The 16,486-nt window shown below is 39.7% G+C and carries 13 protein-coding genes; 6 read left to right on the forward strand and 7 right to left on the reverse strand.

Annotated elements, in window-relative coordinates; translation table 11 throughout:
- The 3 genes from EMK97_RS18095 (at position 1) to EMK97_RS18105 (ending at position 2,652) form a co-directional block, all read left to right on the forward strand.
- Complete coding sequence (locus tag EMK97_RS18095; protein ID WP_130604172.1) at positions 1 to 795, forward strand: sulfite exporter TauE/SafE family protein; 795 nt, start codon at positions 1 to 3, stop codon at positions 793 to 795.
- A gap of 145 nt (positions 796 to 940) precedes the next feature.
- Positions 941 to 1,801, forward strand: coding sequence for a prolipoprotein diacylglyceryl transferase (gene lgt / locus EMK97_RS18100; protein WP_130604173.1), 861 nt, complete (start codon positions 941 to 943; stop codon positions 1,799 to 1,801).
- Entirely contained in the window at positions 1,801 to 2,652 is an 852-nt protein-coding gene (locus EMK97_RS18105) for a thymidylate synthase (protein ID WP_130604174.1), read from the forward strand. Before lgt ends, EMK97_RS18105 begins: the two co-directional genes overlap by 1 nt.
- 244 nt (positions 2,653 to 2,896) lie before the next feature.
- Here EMK97_RS18105 and EMK97_RS18110 read toward each other — a convergent pair whose 3' ends face one another.
- Complete coding sequence (locus EMK97_RS18110) at positions 2,897 to 4,261, reverse strand: IS1182 family transposase (RefSeq protein WP_130604175.1); 1,365 nt, start codon at positions 4,259 to 4,261, stop codon at positions 2,897 to 2,899.
- A gap of 126 nt (positions 4,262 to 4,387) precedes the next feature.
- The gene (locus EMK97_RS18115; protein WP_130604176.1) at positions 4,388 to 4,792 is read right to left on the reverse strand and encodes a CBS domain-containing protein; all 405 of its coding nucleotides are present in this window, start codon (positions 4,790 to 4,792) and stop codon (positions 4,388 to 4,390) included.
- A 133-nt stretch (positions 4,793 to 4,925) separates the two neighbouring features.
- On the opposite strand from EMK97_RS18115, the gene oxyR reads away from it, so the two are divergent.
- On the forward strand, positions 4,926 to 5,825 hold the full coding sequence (oxyR, locus tag EMK97_RS18120; RefSeq protein ID WP_130604177.1) for a DNA-binding transcriptional regulator OxyR: 900 nt from the start codon (positions 4,926 to 4,928) through the stop codon (positions 5,823 to 5,825).
- A gap of 51 nt (positions 5,826 to 5,876) precedes the next feature.
- Here oxyR and EMK97_RS18125 read toward each other — a convergent pair whose 3' ends face one another.
- On the reverse strand, positions 5,877 to 6,524 hold the full coding sequence (locus EMK97_RS18125) for a porin family protein (RefSeq protein ID WP_130604178.1): 648 nt from the start codon (positions 6,522 to 6,524) through the stop codon (positions 5,877 to 5,879).
- Positions 6,525 to 6,857: 333 nt separating this feature from the next.
- Between EMK97_RS18125 and EMK97_RS18130 the strand changes: the two genes are divergently transcribed.
- Positions 6,858 to 8,879: an alkyl/aryl-sulfatase gene (locus tag EMK97_RS18130; RefSeq protein ID WP_130604179.1), complete on the forward strand. Its 2,022-nt coding sequence runs from the start codon at positions 6,858 to 6,860 to the stop codon at positions 8,877 to 8,879.
- Between the two features lie 160 nt (positions 8,880 to 9,039).
- Here the strand turns inward: EMK97_RS18130 and ahpF are convergent, their stop codons facing one another.
- Entirely contained in the window at positions 9,040 to 10,623 is a 1,584-nt protein-coding gene (ahpF, locus tag EMK97_RS18135; RefSeq protein ID WP_130604180.1) for an alkyl hydroperoxide reductase subunit F, read from the reverse strand.
- Positions 10,624 to 10,702: 79 nt separating this feature from the next.
- Positions 10,703 to 11,272, reverse strand: coding sequence for an alkyl hydroperoxide reductase subunit C (gene ahpC, locus EMK97_RS18140; RefSeq protein ID WP_130604181.1), 570 nt, complete (start codon positions 11,270 to 11,272; stop codon positions 10,703 to 10,705).
- Positions 11,273 to 11,561: 289 nt separating this feature from the next.
- On the opposite strand from ahpC, the gene EMK97_RS18145 reads away from it, so the two are divergent.
- Positions 11,562 to 12,362 (forward strand): hypothetical protein, encoded by an 801-nt coding sequence (locus EMK97_RS18145; protein ID WP_130604182.1) that lies wholly within the window; start codon positions 11,562 to 11,564, stop codon positions 12,360 to 12,362.
- Between the two features lie 237 nt (positions 12,363 to 12,599).
- On the opposite strand, the gene EMK97_RS18150 is transcribed toward EMK97_RS18145, so the two are convergent.
- A complete protein-coding gene (locus tag EMK97_RS18150; protein WP_130598330.1) occupies positions 12,600 to 13,964 on the reverse strand; it encodes an IS1182 family transposase in 1,365 nt (454 codons plus the stop codon).
- Between the two features lie 126 nt (positions 13,965 to 14,090).
- On the reverse strand, positions 14,091 to 16,271 hold the full coding sequence (locus EMK97_RS18155) for a TonB-dependent hemoglobin/transferrin/lactoferrin family receptor (protein WP_130604183.1): 2,181 nt from the start codon (positions 16,269 to 16,271) through the stop codon (positions 14,091 to 14,093).
- Positions 16,272 to 16,486 lie beyond the last annotated feature (215 nt).

Here is a 16,486-nt window from a genome sequence, read left to right on the forward strand (position 1 = left end):
ATGATATTCATTGTTTTTTTATCCTGCATTGCTTTAGGCGCAGTGGTGGGTTTTCTTGCCGGCCTATTAGGTATAGGTGGTGGCTTAATTGTTGTACCTGCTTTGGTGTATTTATTACCTCAATTAGGGGTGAATGAAACTGTAGTTATGCCGTTAGCATTAGGCACATCTTTAGCGGCAATCGTTATTACTTCTTCTAGCGCAGCGTTGGCGCATCATAAGAATAATAATATTCCATGGCATTTGGCTAAGCCTTTAATGATGCTAGTGGCAATTGGCGCGTTAATGGGGGCATTTATTGCTGATGCTTTATCAACGCAAGCTCTAAAAACCTTTTTTGCCTCTGTAGTTATTTTACTAGCAACTTATATGTTGCTATCAATCTCTAGTCAAAAAGAGCGTGAATTACCGTCAAAGTTAGTGTTACAAGGCATAAGTTGGCTAACGGGAATTATTGCTAGCTTAATGGGCATGGCTGGCGGTGCGATTTTGGTGCCTGCATTGAGTTATTTTGGTATGCCATTAAGGCATAGCATAGGTATAGCCACCGCATGCGGTGTGCTGGTGGCACTTTTTGGCTCACTTGGTTATATCATTACCGGGTTAAGTCAAGATGCGCTACCACAATGGAGCCTTGGTTATATATATTTGCCGGCACTGCTAGGTGTTATTATTAGCTCATCAATGCTTGCGCCTTTAGGGGTTAAATTTGCCAGTAAATTGCCAGTTAAAACCCTGAAAAAATGTTTTGCGGTGTTCTTGATTTTTGTTGCCATTGAAATGATTGCTTCTTAAGTACTGCTCGATGTAAACATTTACAAAAATAGCAGGTAAAGCTAAGGACATTCGTCGCTAAATCGGTATAATCAGTGGCAGTTTTTGCGATATTAATACTCACATTTTATTAAGTTTTCAAACTTAGTATGTTTATGGAAATCACATGTCAGATCAGTATTTACAATTTCCCGTTATTGACCCGGTTATTTTCAGTATAGGCCCTGTTGCGCTGCGTTGGTACGGTACTATGTACTTAATCGGTTTTATTGCCGCCATGTTTATTGCCAATAAAGCGGCCGATAAAAGTAATGGCTTATGGACAAGAGAGCAGGTCAGCGATTTATTATTTTATGGCTTTTTAGGGGTTATTTTAGGCGGTCGTTTTGGTTATGTGCTGTTTTATCAGTTTGACTACTTTTTGGCTGACCCTCTGTATTTATTGAAAATATGGCAAGGAGGCATGTCATTTCATGGTGGCTTACTTGGTGTTATTTTCGCTATTTATTTATTTGCCCGTAAGACTAAGAAAAAATTCTTGCAAGTGGGCGATTTTGTTGCGCCACTTGTGCCCATTGGTTTAGGTATGGGACGCTTAGGTAACTTTATTAACGCTGAGCTTTGGGGGCGTCAAACCGATGTTCCTTGGGCTATGGTGTTTCCAACGGATCCGCTGCAAGTGCCGCGTCACCCTTCGCAGTTATACGAGTTCTTTTTAGAAGGTGTGGTCTTATTCGCTATCCTCTTTATTATTATGCGTAAGCCAAGAACCTTAGGTTTAGCATCCGGTGCGTTTTTAATTGGCTATGGTGTCTTTAGAAGTTTTGTTGAGTTCTTTAGGGAGCCAGACGCGCATTTAGGTTTGTACTTTTCATTTATATCCAAAGGGCAAATTTTAAGTATTCCTATGATACTTGCCGGTATTGCCATTATCTATATTGGTTATTTACACCAAGAGAAAGCTAATATTGCCTCGAGTAGTTCAAGTAATCAAAAAGAAAAACAAACACTAAAAGGAGCGAAATAATGCGTGCTTATTTAGATTTATGCCAACGAATTATCGATGAAGGTACTTGGGTTGAAAATGAGCGCACAGGTAAGCGTTGCCTAACGGTAATTAATGCCGATCTGGAGTACAATGTTGGTGCTAATGAATTTCCGATGATCACCACGCGTAAGAGTTATTTTAAATCAGCGATTGCTGAGTTTTTAGGTTATATTCGTGGTTATGATAATGCGGCTGATTTTCGCAAACTAGGTACGAAAACATGGGATGCTAATGCTAATTTAAATGAGTCATGGCTGAACAATCCTCATCGTAAAGGCGAGGATGATATGGGGCGAGTTTATGGTATTCAAGGTAGAGCTTGGGCTAAACCAGATGGCGGCACTATAGACCAGCTACAAAAAATTGTTGATAACCTGACAAATGGTATTGATGATCGCGCAGAAATCATGACCTTTTATAATCCGGGAGAATTTCATATGGGCTGTTTGCGCCCATGTATGCATACTCACAACTTCTCTTTATTAGGTGATACTCTGTATTTGACGAGCTTTCAGCGTTCATGTGATGTGCCTTTAGGGCTTAACTTTAATCAAATTCAAGTGTTTACTTTCTTAGCTTTGATAGCGCAAATTACCGGTAAAAAAGCCGGTATGGCTTATCATAAAATTGTTAATGCCCATATTTATGAAGATCAACTTGAGTTGATGCGCGATGTGCAGCTAAAACGTGAGCCTTTACCTTTGCCCAAGTTAAATATTAATCCAGATATCAAAACCCTGAAAGATTTAGAAACTTGGGTGACTATGGATGATTTTGAAGTGGAAGGGTATCAGTGTCATGAAGCTATAAAATACCCCTTTGCGGTTTAGGGCAGCCGAGTTAAGCCCAGTAAGTGATAGCGTAAAACAGGCCTTTTATAAGGCCTCAGATTACTGACAAACCCCGTCATTCTGTTCGGGGTTTGTCTTTTATGAGCAGCCGTAGGCTGCGATCTCGATATTTTTCTAGCCACGTCTTTTCTATTTTATTTGGTTTTTCTGGACTTGTTTGGGGCTTATCTTCCCTATTTGGCGTGTTAATGTCTCGAATTGAGCTTTTAAAGGGCTATCCTTTTTAGATTGCCATTATTTGGGGAATATTTGATAGCGTCATTGCCATCTTCTTCATATTTTGTGCTGCCGCAGCCATATATGCTTGCATTTGAACATTATGCTTACCTCGGTATCTTGCATACCTGTGACCATGGTGTTGCTTTGCATCAGCAAAACTTCTTTCAACGGTTTCGCATCGTCGTTTGTAAAGGTATTTACCAAGGCTTGTTAAGCGAAATTCATTAGCCCGATCTTGACTCGCAGCCATTACGTGGCGTGTTATCACTTTCTTATGACTTTTACTCTTAGTGCAATCTTTTAATTGAGGGCAATTAACGCATACCTTGGGGTCAGAATGATATTCTCGGTAACCCTCTCGACTGGTGGTCGAGTAGATTAACGTTTGCTCTTGCGGGCAGGTATACGTATCTGCTTTCTCGTCGTATTTGAAGTGCTTTTTCTTAATGGCATTCTTCGTTCGTGAAGGACGACGGTAACCAAACACCCCTTGGATGTTACGTTGTTCCAGATTAAAACAGACGGGCGCTGTGAAGTAGCCTGCATCAATACCAACAAATTCAGGGGATAGTGCAAAGCGATTTTCAATGGCATCAAGGCGAGCAATGTATGGTTGAGAATCGTGGACATTACCTGGCGTAATATGCGTATCTACAATAATGTTATAGTCGTTATCTACGGTTCTGTGGTCTAGGTAGAAAAAACCTTTTGGCTTTTCATCTCGGTGCATATAACCGCTATCACTATCGGTTTTACTTACCTTATTCCGCTTTATCTCACAATAGCCTTTATCCTTGAGTGGCTTTTTTCCAGCCGCTTTACGGTCTGCCTCCACAGCTTTGTTGATTTGCTTAATATAGGCACTGGTTGAGACGGGTTTGAGCTTGTTGGTGAACTTTCGTTTATTGGCGTTTGCTTTTAAGTGTGTGCTGTCGGTGAATAAGGTTTTGCCCCCAACTAGACCATGTTTAATGGCTTGTTGGACGATGTGATTAAATATACGTTCAAATACATCTGTGCCATTGAAACGACGAATACGATTTTGACTAAGTGTTGAGGCATCGATAACTTTCTCGGTAAGCCCCATGCGGAGAAACCATCGATACGCGACATTTACTTCGATGTCTTTGATGATTTGGCGCTCACTTTTAATACCAAATAAGTACCCAAGTAGCATAATTTTAAATAGCTGGACTGGCTCCACCGGAGGACGACCATTATCAGTGCAATATAAGTCTTTGACTTCATCTCGAATAAACTCAAAGTCAATATACTTATCGAGTTTACGAACTAGATGGTTGGCTGGAACTAACTGGTCTAGCGTGACCATTTCGAGTTCATGTTGTTGCGGGGAAGGTTCTCTTAACATGGTTAATTTTTGTAATTTTCCATGTTTTTATTAGATCAAAGTCCTAGACTACTGTCTAGGACTTTGTCATCAGTCTGAGGCCTTTTATAAGGCCTGTTTTTTTGTGCGGTGAATAACCTCATAGCTTTAACTGCACAGTGAAAGGCTATTGTTAAGCGCTGATAAAATGTTTGTTCGGCTAATTGAACCAACAAAATGATCCTTGTGAATGAGTGGAAAGCTATCTTGTGCTAACTCGACTGTTTGTATGGCGATATCAGCGATACTCTGTTGCGCTGTGATGGTCAATGGATTTTGCTGCATAATATCAATAGCCGTTACGGGTTTATCACAGTGATAACTACTCATCAATAACGCCTTGTGACAATCTTGCTCGCTTACTAGGCCAACTAACTGCTTCTGCTCATTAAGCACGGGTAGTGAGTTTATGGCAATAGTGCTGAGTGTGGCTACTATGTCACTTAGTGGTGTGTTGGTTGACACTGTTGTACTTTGCTGCTGGGCGAGTGCTAGTAAATTCATCTTGGTCATGTGCTTATTCCTCTAGGCTGCTTGCTGAAGGCAAGTTATGGATTAAATCTGCTAAAAAGTTATGTATTCATCATAAATGGCTTGTTAATATAGATAAAATTGATTGTTTGTATTTAACTGATAGGATTTGGCTATGATAAAGCTGCGAGATTTGCAATACTTAACCGCTATTGCCGAGCATAAGCACTTTGGTAAAGCGGCAAAAGTGTGTTTTGTGAGTCAGCCAACCTTAAGCGGGCAATTAATGAAGCTAGAAGAGCAACTTGGTTTGACTTTAGTGGAGCGCGAAACTCGCAAGGTTATGTTAACGCCAGCAGGCGAGCAATTATTAGGGCAAGCTCGGCAAGTATTACAAGCTGCAGATGACTTTGAACTAGCTGCTAAGGCGTTGTTAGATCCTTTGGCAGGCGATCTTCATATTGGTTTAATTCCTACACTTGCTCCATATTTATTGCCACACATTATGGCTGATCTCAATGAAAACCTGCCAAATATTGACTTCTTCCTTCATGAGAATAAAACCCAGAATTTATTAACAGAGTTAAAAGAAGGCAAGCTTGATGTCCTGATATTACCTTGGCTTGAGGAAATGGCATCATTTGAGCGTTATGACTTATTTGCTGAGCCTCTGGTGTTGGCAACCTCGCCAAAACACCCTCTGGCAAATACTAAACAGTTAAGTTTTGATAAGCTAAAGGCGTTTGAAGTGCTTACCCTAGAAGATGGTCATTGCTTAAGAGAGCAGGCGATGGGTTATTGCTTTATGGCAGGAGTGAAAGAAGATCAAAGCTTTCGCGCCACCAGCTTAGAAACCTTACGTTATATGGTGGCGAGTAACCGAGGTATTACCTTGTTGCCTAAACTGGCTACCTTAAACTTAGCCAACTCAAATATGATAAATTATATAGGCTTTACTGAGCCACAACCGGTTAGGCAAATATCACTTGTAGTGCGTTCAGGTTATTCTCGCTTAGCCTGTGTTCGAGAAGTGGTGAAATCTATTAAAAGTTCAATAGCAAGGGTTAACCTATAAACCTTGTTGAGTTAACCCTAGTTTTAATTGAGCTATTAGCATGCTCATTTATTAGAAAAAGTAAGAAGCTGAAATGCTTAAGGTATCAATATTATCAAGCTGTTCATAGCCTGCACCAATGGCAAAATTATGAGTAAAGTAATACTTGGCTGAGACATTAAAGCCACCTTTAGAAGTGTAAGGCAGCGTTGAATAGTTTATTGAACTACTTAACTCGATATTATCGGTGACCAAAGAGCGAATCCCCAGCATTAATGCTTGACCATTATAGTTTTCATCAGCACCTGTGATTAAACCAGAGCCTTTAACTTCTTTATCTTGGTATGATAGCACCGCAAACATATCAGTCTTGCTAAATAATGTATAACGATAACCTAGTCCAATTGAAAACCTATTAATATCTAAGTCATATTTATCACCTGGCAGGCCGACACTATCTGAAACAGTAGAATATTGACCTGTAACAAAAAAGTTTTCACTGAAGAGTTTTGTCCCTGCTATTGCGTAACCACTGAAGCTTCTACCATCTTCATCAGAGGATAGATAAGAAATTGATGCGTTATCCCAGCGGATGAAATTTCTACCACCCTCATCAGAGGATAAATAAGAAACCGAGGCGTTGTCCCATTGGATTTCATCTTGTGCATGTACATAGCTGGAGGCTAATAATATGACAGGTAAAAAAATAGCTTTTTTCATTTAATTCTCCTTGCCCATAGTGGAATAGTCGGCGTTAGGGTCTTTGAAGCTGACATTGAAAATTTCTTATAATAGTTTGAACTTAATAGGGAAATTTTATCTTTCGGTGATAAGTATTGTTACATATGAGATGGCTTTAAGTTGATCAAATTCCAACAAAGTTTGTTTAAAAAGTGTAAGTTGAAAACGTGCCTTCCTTGGCATTGTTTTATATGAAGAGTTTTATATAGCGACTATTGCATTACTCAGATGATTATCGTATAGAAATAGCTTAAGTTGATTTGGAAAATTTAGTAGTATTATTGAAGTGTAACAACAATAAGGCGACAAGGAATGAATAGAAAAATTACAGTAATGGCTATATCAATAGCGCTATCTTCAACGTACGCAAGTGCAGATGAGCACGCGTTAAATCTAAAAAATGTTAATGGAAAGCCAGCGACTAGCGCTACAATACAGGCAAACAAAAACCTTGCCGCTAAGCTTAACTTTAATGATATGCGAGCCTTTGAAAATGATAATAAAGGGTTAGTTGCTGAGTTTGACCAAGAAACTGGTGATATTATTCGTAATAGCTTTAACTTTATTGACTTAGATAGTGCTGATGCTGCTCCAGAAACCGTTAACCCATCACTTTGGCGTCAAGCCGTGTTAAATCAAGGAGCTAAAGGTCTATATGAAGTATTGCCTGGTAAGGTTTATCAAGTTCGTGGTGCTGATTTAGCTTCGTTAACCTTTATTAAAGGTGAATCTGGCTGGATTGTTTATGATGTACTGACGGTAAAAGAAGCCGCTGAGCAAGTCCTTAAGTTTTTCTTTAAAAATGTACCAACAGGTAAAGAGTTACCTATTGTTGCTATGCTTTACTCTCACTCACATGCTGATCACTTTGGTGGAGCTCGAGCGATCCAAGAAGCGTTTCCTGAGGTAAAAGTATATGGCTCAAAAAATATCACTAAAGAAGCGGTTGATGAAAACGTCTTAGCAGGTAATGCCATGTCTCGTCGTGCTGCTTATCAATATGGAGCAACATTAGAACGTAGCGAACAGGGCATAGTAGATGCCGCACTTTCTAAAGGGATTGCTTATGGTGAAATAACCTATGTGAAACCCGACTATGAATTAAATCATCAAGGTAAAATAGAAACTTTGACTATTGATGGCATCGAAATGGTATTTTTAGATGCATCAGGTACAGAAGCACCATCGGAAATGGTGACTTATATCCCTTCAATGAAAGCGTTATGGACAGGTGAAGTTACTTATCATGGAATGCACAATGTTTATACATTGCGTGGTGCTAAAGTGCGTGATTCATTGAAATGGTCAAAAGCGATAAATGAAATGTTGCATTATTTCGGTGATGATGTTGAAACACTTTTTGGTTCACATTCTTCGCCTATCTGGGGCAACCAAGAAATTCAAGAATATTTGAAAATGCAACGTGATGCTTATGGCTTTACCCATAACCAAACATTACGTTTGGCAAATAATGGTTATGTGCTGCAAGATATGGGGGATGCAATCTATAAAGTCATGCCAGAGAGTATTTTTAAGTCATGGCATACCAATGGCTATCATGGTACTTATTCCCATAATGCCCGAGCTGTGTACAATATGTACCTAGGCTACTTTGATATGAATCCAGCAAATCTTAATCCGTTACCAATAAAAGCAGAAGCGAAAAAGTTTGTTGAATATATGGGGGGAGGGAAAGCGGTATTATCAAAGGCTACAAGAGACTTTAATAATGGAGAATACCGCTTTGTTGCAACAGCACTCAATAAGGTGGTAATGGCAGAGCCAGATAACATGCTGGCAAGGAAATTGCTCGCTGATACCTATGAGCAACTTGGCTACCAAGCAGAAGGCGCTGGTTGGCGCAACATATACTTAACGGGGGCTCAAGAGTTGCGCTTAGGCAAAGTATCGCCTGGAGCACCAAAATCTGCATCTGCGGATGTTGTTTCTGAAATGGATATAGGTATGTTACTTGACTTTATTGCAGTTCAAGTTGACTCGTTAAAAGCACAACATACACCGTTTACCATGAGTATTAATTTAAAGGGAACCAGTGATTATTACTATGTGGAAATGTCTAATGGCAATTTAAGTAATATTCAATTAGATAAAGCGAAAGCCGCAGACGCTGAGTTAGTATTGGATGACGCCGCCTTTAAGCAAATTCTGTTTGGTCAAGCCACACTAGCTCAACTTATTGAGCAAAAGAAAATTGACTTTAAAGGTGATCAAAGTGCCGTAGAGAAGTTGGCAAGCTCTTTGGTGGAATTCAACCCTGCGTTTGAAGTGGTGCCATTTAGTAAAAAGCAAGTAGATGCAGGTTATTATAAATAGCGTTTAAAGCTATTTTATAGAGACTTTGTCTTAGATGCAGTGTTTATGGTCGTAGTTTAGCGGACGGCTAGTATGTACCAAGCTAATGAAATTGGGCTAATCATAACCATGAAAAGCCCATTTAAATTGTTAAGGAATGCAAGAGAATAGCTATTAGTGACTAAGCGACTTTTGTATTACTAACTTCAGGCGTTCTGATTAAATAATCAAAGGCACCTAAGGCAGCGCTAGCGCCACTGCCCATAGCAATAATAATTTGTTTATATGGGCTGTCAGTTGCATCACCAGCAGCGTAAACTCCAGGTATATTGGTTTCACCTGAACTTGTGGTAATAATTTCACCACGCTGGTTTAGTGCTACCGTACCTTGTAAAAACTGGGTATTCGGTACTAAGCCAATTTGTACAAATATACCTGCTAGCGCTAGCTGTTTTGTTTGTTGGCTTTCACGGCATAAGTAGTTTAAGCCGGTAACGTGTTTGCCATTCCCTAGAACTTCAGTGGTTTGTGCGTTCACTATAATAGAGATGTTGTCCATTGAACGTGCTTTGTCTTGTAATACGGCATCAGCTCTTAGCTTGCTATCAAACTCTAGTACAGTGACATGTTCTACAATACCCGCTAAATCAATTGCGGCTTCTATGCCTGAATTGCCACCACCAATAACAGCGACTGATTTGCCTTTAAATAAAGGGCCATCACAGTGCGGACAGTAGGCCACGCCTTTACCACGGTATTCTTGCTCGCCTGGCACATTCATTTCACGCCATCTTGCGCCTGTTGCTAATATGGCTGAACGGGTTTGTAAACTTGCGCCGTTTTCTAGCTCTACTGTGATCAAGCCACCATTAACCTCAGCTTCAATAATGTTTTTTACGCGCTGACCATTCATCACATCAACATCATAATCATTAACGTGTGCTTCTAAACTTTGCACTAATTTAGGGCCTTCAGTCGCTTTAACTGAGATAAAGTTTTCAATCGCCATAGTATCTTGTACTTGACCGCCAAACCTATCAGCAACCACGCCGGTTTTTATGCCTTTGCGAGCACTGTATATGGCTGAAGAAGCACCAGCAGGGCCGCCGCCAATTACTAATAAATCAAAGGTTTCTTTTTCATTTATTTTCTTCGCTTGACGGGCATCAGCATTAGTATCAACTTTCTTTAAAATCTCGGTAATCGTCATGCGCCCTTGGCTAAATTCTTGACCATTTAAGTAAACGGCTGGCACAGATAAGACATCTTTTTGATAGACTTCCTCGGAAAAGACCGAACCATCAATCATTACATTGGTTATTTTTGGGTTGATTGCTGCCATCATATTCAAGGCTTGTACCACATCAGGGCAGTTCTGACAGCTAAGTGATACGTAAGTTTCAAAGCTAAATTCGCCTTCAAGCTGTCTTACTTGCTCAATGATTTCTTCATCTAATTTAATTGGGTGGCCCCCGCTGTGTAGCAGTGCCATAACAAGCGAAGTAAATTCATGACCCATAGGTACACCAGCAAAGCGAATTTCAGTGTTGTTTGCAACTGAGCGCACTAACATAGACGGAGTACGTTCATTAATATCTTGTTTTTCTACCATAGTGATTAATGGTGACATGGTGGCAATTTCTTGCGCTAATGCTTGTAGTTCTTTTGATTTTACGCCTTCATCTAGAAACACTGCTAATTCAACCGCAGAGTTTAAATTCTGTAAATAAGCGTTTAATTGATTTTTTAAGTTGGTATCTAACATGTTGAATTACCTTTATAAGAAAGCGTTGTAAAGGCAAGCCTTAAGGGTAAGGCTTGCGTTTTAGGGCGTTGATTTGGGCTTAGATTTTGCCGACTAAATCAAGTGATGGAGCAAGTGTTTCAGCACCTGGTTGCCATGCTGCAGGGCATACTTCACCGTCGTGATTGGCAACATATTGCGCTGCTTGAATTTTGCGTACTAATTCTGCTGCGCTGCGGCCAATACCTAAGTCATGTACTTCAGCAACCTTGATTTCACCTTCAGGGTTTACTACAAAAGTGCCGCGAAGTGCTAAGCCATCTTCTTCAATCATTACACCGAAGTTACGGGTAATTTTACCTGTTGGGTCACCAATCATAGGGTATTGGATTTTGCCTATGGTATCTGAGCTGTCGTGCCATGCTTTATGGGTAAAGTGGGTATCAGTTGATACCGAGTAAACTTCAACGCCCATGTCTTTAAGTTGCGCGTAATGGTCTGCCATATCACCTAATTCTGTAGGGCAAACAAAAGTAAAGTCTGCTGGGTAGAAGAAGAATACCGACCATTTACCGGCAACATCTTTTTCGCTTACTTCAATGAAATCGCCATTATGAAAAGCAGTTGCGTTAAATGGTAATAATTTAGTGTTGATTAATGATTGTGTCATAGTGAACTCCGATTATTTATCAAATAGTTAAATGATTAAGTTAATTTAAAGCTTGCCTGGTTTCTTTTGGTCTGTGCTTTAAGTTGAGTTCATATTAGCGAGTTAATTGTTATAGGTATAATCGTTAGTGTTTATTCATTTGATAGGTTTTGGCTATTGAATGTTTGTGGTGCATATAGGTCTACAATTAAAATATGAAGCGCTATACACATTTACTAACGGTTTAGCACAAGCCGTAATATTTAGAGCGTGCTAGTATTTTAATAATAATGAAAAGAATGGATTTAAAATGAGTTTAAATAGATTAATTACCTGTGTGGCAGCATCGCTGCTAGCGCTATCTTTGCCTGTTATGGCAGACGGTTTAACCGATTTGAATAATGCTTTAGACAAGCTAAATGGCAAAAGTACCATTGTTGGTACCTTGGAAACCGCTTATCAACAAGAGCGCGGCCGTAAAAAGAAAATAAAGAAAACCAATGGCTATGCTAGTGTCAAGTTGATTGATGATATCAATGGCTTACAGGTTGTTTATTCCAGTGAAACACTGGCTAATATTGCCAGAGAAGAAAATGAAAAAGAAAATAATGAAGAGGCGAATACGCCAACCCTTAATGCTATAGATGATATTGATGCCGGCGAGTTGAGTAATATGTTATCGGCAGCAGCCCATTTGCGTCGCTCGTTAAACAAAGCGCAATTTAGTCGAGAAGAGGTGATTGATTATCAAGGCAAAGAAATGCGAGAGCTACATTTTGATTTGCCACTAGAAGCGATAATAACTGACAAAGAAGTACGCTCTTATGTTGATGACTTTAAAGGCGATTATAGCGTAGTGATTGATGAGGCGGGGGTTCCGGTACAATCTAAGCTTAGCTTTGATGGTAAGGGCAGTATTTATATTTTCTTTAAACTATCGATAAATCAGTCAATGACATTTTTCTATCAAGTGGTTGACGATAGGTTAGTGAATTATCGAAAACAATTTGAGCGCAAACAAAAGTCTACTTGGGATCAGCGTGACTCATCAGGGTATACTGAAATACAAATCAGTGATGATAAAGCCCAGCAAATAGCCTTTGAGCATTAAGCTTTACCGTTAAAGTTACGAAAAAGCTGAATAGTTTGCTATTCAGCTTCAGATTACTGACAAACCCCGTCATTCTGTTCGGGGTTTGTCTTTTATGAGCAGCCGTAGGCTGCGATCTCGATATTTTTCTAGCCACGTCTTTTCTATTTTATTTGGTTTTTCTGGACTTGTTTGGGGCTTATCTTCCCTATTTGGCGTGTTAATGTCTCGAATTGAGCTTTTAAAGGGCTATCCTTTTTAGATTGCCATTATTTGGGGAATATTTGATAGCGTCATTGCTATCTTCTTCATATTTTGTGCTGCCGCAGCCATATATGCTTGCATTTGAACATTATGCTTACCTCGGTATCTTGCATACCTGTGACCATGGTGTTGCTTTGCATCAGCAAAACTTCTTTCAACGGTTTCGCATCGTCGTTTGTAAAGGTATTTACCAAGGCTTGTTAAGCGAAATTCATTAGCCCGATCTTGACTCGCAGCCATTACGTGGCGTGTTATCACTTTCTTATGACTTTTACTCTTAGTGCAATCTTTTAATTGAGGGCAATTAACGCATACCTTGGGGTCAGAATGATATTCTCGGTAACCCTCTCGACTGGTGGTCGAGTAGATTAACGTTTGCTCTTGCGGGCAGGTATACGTATCTGCTTTCTCGTCGTATTTGAAGTGCTTTTTCTTAATGGCATTCTTCGTTCGTGAAGGACGACGGTAACCAAACACCCCTTGGATGTTACGTTGTTCCAGATTAAAACAGACGGGCGCTGTGAAGTAGCCTGCATCAATACCAACAAATTCAGGGGATAGTGCAAAGCGATTTTCAATGGCATCAAGGCGAGCAATGTATGGTTGAGAATCGTGGACATTACCTGGCGTAATATGCGTATCTACAATAATGTTATAGTCGTTATCTACGGTTCTGTGGTCTAGGTAGAAAAAACCTTTTGGCTTTTCATCTCGGTGCATATAACCGCTATCACTATCGGTTTTACTTACCTTATTCCGCTTTATCTCACAATAGCCTTTATCCTTGAGTGGCTTTTTTCCAGCCGCTTTACGGTCTGCCTCCACAGCTTTGTTGATTTGCTTAATATAGGCACTGGTTGAGACGGGTTTGAGCTTGTTGGTGAACTTTCGTTTATTGGCGTTTGCTTTTAAGTGTGTGCTGTCGGTGAATAAGGCTTTGCCCCCAACTAGACCATGTTTAATGGCTTGTTGGACGATGTGATTAAATATACGTTCAAATACATCTGTGCCATTGAAACGACGAATACGATTTTGACTAAGTGTTGAGGCATCGATAACTTTCTCGGTAAGCCCCATGCGGAGAAACCATCGATACGCGACATTTACTTCGATGTCTTTGATGATTTGGCGCTCACTTTTAATACCAAATAAGTACCCAAGTAGCATAATTTTAAATAGCTGGACTGGCTCCACCGGAGGACGACCATTATCAGTGCAATATAAGTCTTTGACTTCATCTCGAATAAACTCAAAGTCAATATACTTATCGAGTTTACGAACTAGATGGTTGGCTGGAACTAACTGGTCTAGCGTGACCATTTCGAGTTCATGTTGTTGCGGGGAAGGTTCTCTTAACATGGTTAATTTTTGTAATTTTCCATGTTTTTATTAGATCAAAGTCCTAGACTACTGTCTAGGACTTTGTCATCAGTCTGAAGCTGAATAGTTTGCTATTCAGCTTTTTTATTTGCGGGGAGCTAGCTTTTAAAATGCGTAACGTATAGTAGCTGAGAATCCTCGACCTGGCTCAGTCACATCATTTAAGGTTGCTGCTGTTTTATGGTTAGCACCATTAATATACTGAACGTACTCTTTATCGGTAATGTTTGTTACCGCCAAGTTAACTTTTAAGTTATCAGTAAATTCATAACTTGCTAAGAAATCTAAACTGCCGTAGCCAGCAATTTCTAAATTACCTTCGTTTACTTTATCCATGCGATCTGCCCAGTTTAGAATTAATTCAGCAGATAGCGCATCATTTTCATAGCTAATACCTGTAACACCTGACAACGGTGAAATACTACTTAGGTATTCACCTGTTTCATCATCTTCGCCATCTTGATAAGCAGCATTGGCAAATACTGAGAAGTTATCGTCAATGTGATAACGAACTGCTGCTTCAATGCCCTTTAAGGTTACTGAATCGATATTTTGATATTGATACACTAACACTTGTGTCTCTTGACCTGTGTAACGGTTAATTGCTGTTTCAATATCAATCAGCTCAGTTGCTAAGAAGTTGTCAAATTTGTTGTAGTAAATTGCAGCTTGGAAAAAGAAATCACCTGTATGACCACGTAAACCAAGTTCGAAAGTATCACTTTCTTCTGGTGCTAAATCATCACTTGGCACTATCTTATAGCCGTAAATTGAATTGTCGTGTTCAATGTAGGCTAAATCATAAGCAGGCACTTTAAAGCCTTGACCGTATTGGGCAAAACCTGCAATTGTTTCAGTAAATTTATATAAAGCACCTAGGTTGACTGATACATGATTTTCATCGAACTTTTTAAATGCTTCGCCATCTTTTTTTACTGCACCGTTCGGGTCCATTTCATACATATCAAAACGCGCACCCGGTGTAACTGTTAGGTCACCGTTGAGTAATGAAATTTCATCATTGATAAAGAAACCCGCACGAAATACATCTGTTGTAGGAAACTTATCTGTTTCTTGTGGGTAGCCATCTTTAGGTGTGCCTTCAACTGCGTATAGCTTAACTTCAGTACGTGATGACTGCGATGTCTCGATATCTAAACCATAACCTAGGGTGTGCATATCGTTTAAGGTTAGGCTAGCGTTTGATAAGAAGCCTTTGGTTTCTTGCTCGTAAACTGCGGTTTTGTACATGTCGCGAATTTCAACGATAGGGAAGCCAAAGTTAGCATCGATATCTAATTGCCCATATTCAATATCTTCTTGCTCGGTATCGTTGAGGTAAACAGAGACATTGAGAATATCGTATAGGGCAGTTGATGTTTCGCTATGATATCTTAACTGGAAAGATTGGTTAGTTTTATCACTGGTGTTGTTTTCAGTAAGGACTTCATAGCCGTCTAAATCGCGGAAGTATTCTAACAAACCATAAGCGGTATCGCCTTTAACATCTTGGTTCCAAATATCCGCAGTAAAACTTAGTGTGTCTGTATCACTAAAGTTATAGTTAGCTTTGTAAAAAATGCTATTGGATTCAATATCTAACTCAGGTTTTGTACCATAATAGTTTTGCGCTTCTTCACCCGTGCGGTAACCTAAATTTAGTACTTGTTCAAAGTCGCCTGTGGCGAGAGCAAAGGTTGCACCTACATTACTTTGCTTACCATCATGGCTATAACCAGCTTTAACGTTGCCAGCGAATTTTTCACCGTCTTTTAAGTAATCTGAAGCATTTTTGGTAGTAAAAACAATAATACCGCCCAAGGCATCTGAGCCGTAAAGGGAAGATGATGCACCCTTAGCAACTTCTACTTGTTTTAAGGTGTCGGTTTCAATAAAGCCACGACCCACAATGTCATTTAAGCCATTGGCGCCATAGCCTTCATTCATACGCATGCCGTCTTTGATCATTAAGACGCGATCGCCACCCATACCGCGCACGATAAAGTTTTGTGCGCTACCAGTGTTACCGGTTACTTGTACACTTGGGTCATACTTAAATAATTGGCTCATATCGTTAACCAATTGTTTTTCTAAATCTTCTTCAGTGATAACTGATATGCTTCCTGCAACATCCTTTAGCGGTTTTTCCGTTTTACTGCCACTGACAACAATCACTTCAAAATCTGTGTTAGATGTGTCGTCGATTTTATCGTCACCATAGCTTGGTGTTACAAACAGGGCTGTTGAAATGGCGCTCGCAATAAGAGCACGCTTTGGCATAAACATTTTTTATTCCTATAAGAGATTGCTACTAAGGTGTGAAATCAACACAAGCACCTTGCACAAAGGCACTTAAGTGACAAAAGCTGTTTCACTTTAGTGGCGGAGTGTTGTTTTTAAGTCATGTTAAATAAATTCCTTTTTTACAATACAGATCAATAAAACGAATGTAAACCTTAATGAGAATAATTATTGTTTGATAAGTTTGTTAGGTAAATGTA

The sequence above is a fragment of the Litorilituus sediminis genome (genome assembly GCF_004295665.1).
GTDB classification, from domain to species: domain Bacteria; phylum Pseudomonadota; class Gammaproteobacteria; order Enterobacterales; family Alteromonadaceae; genus Colwellia; species Colwellia sediminis.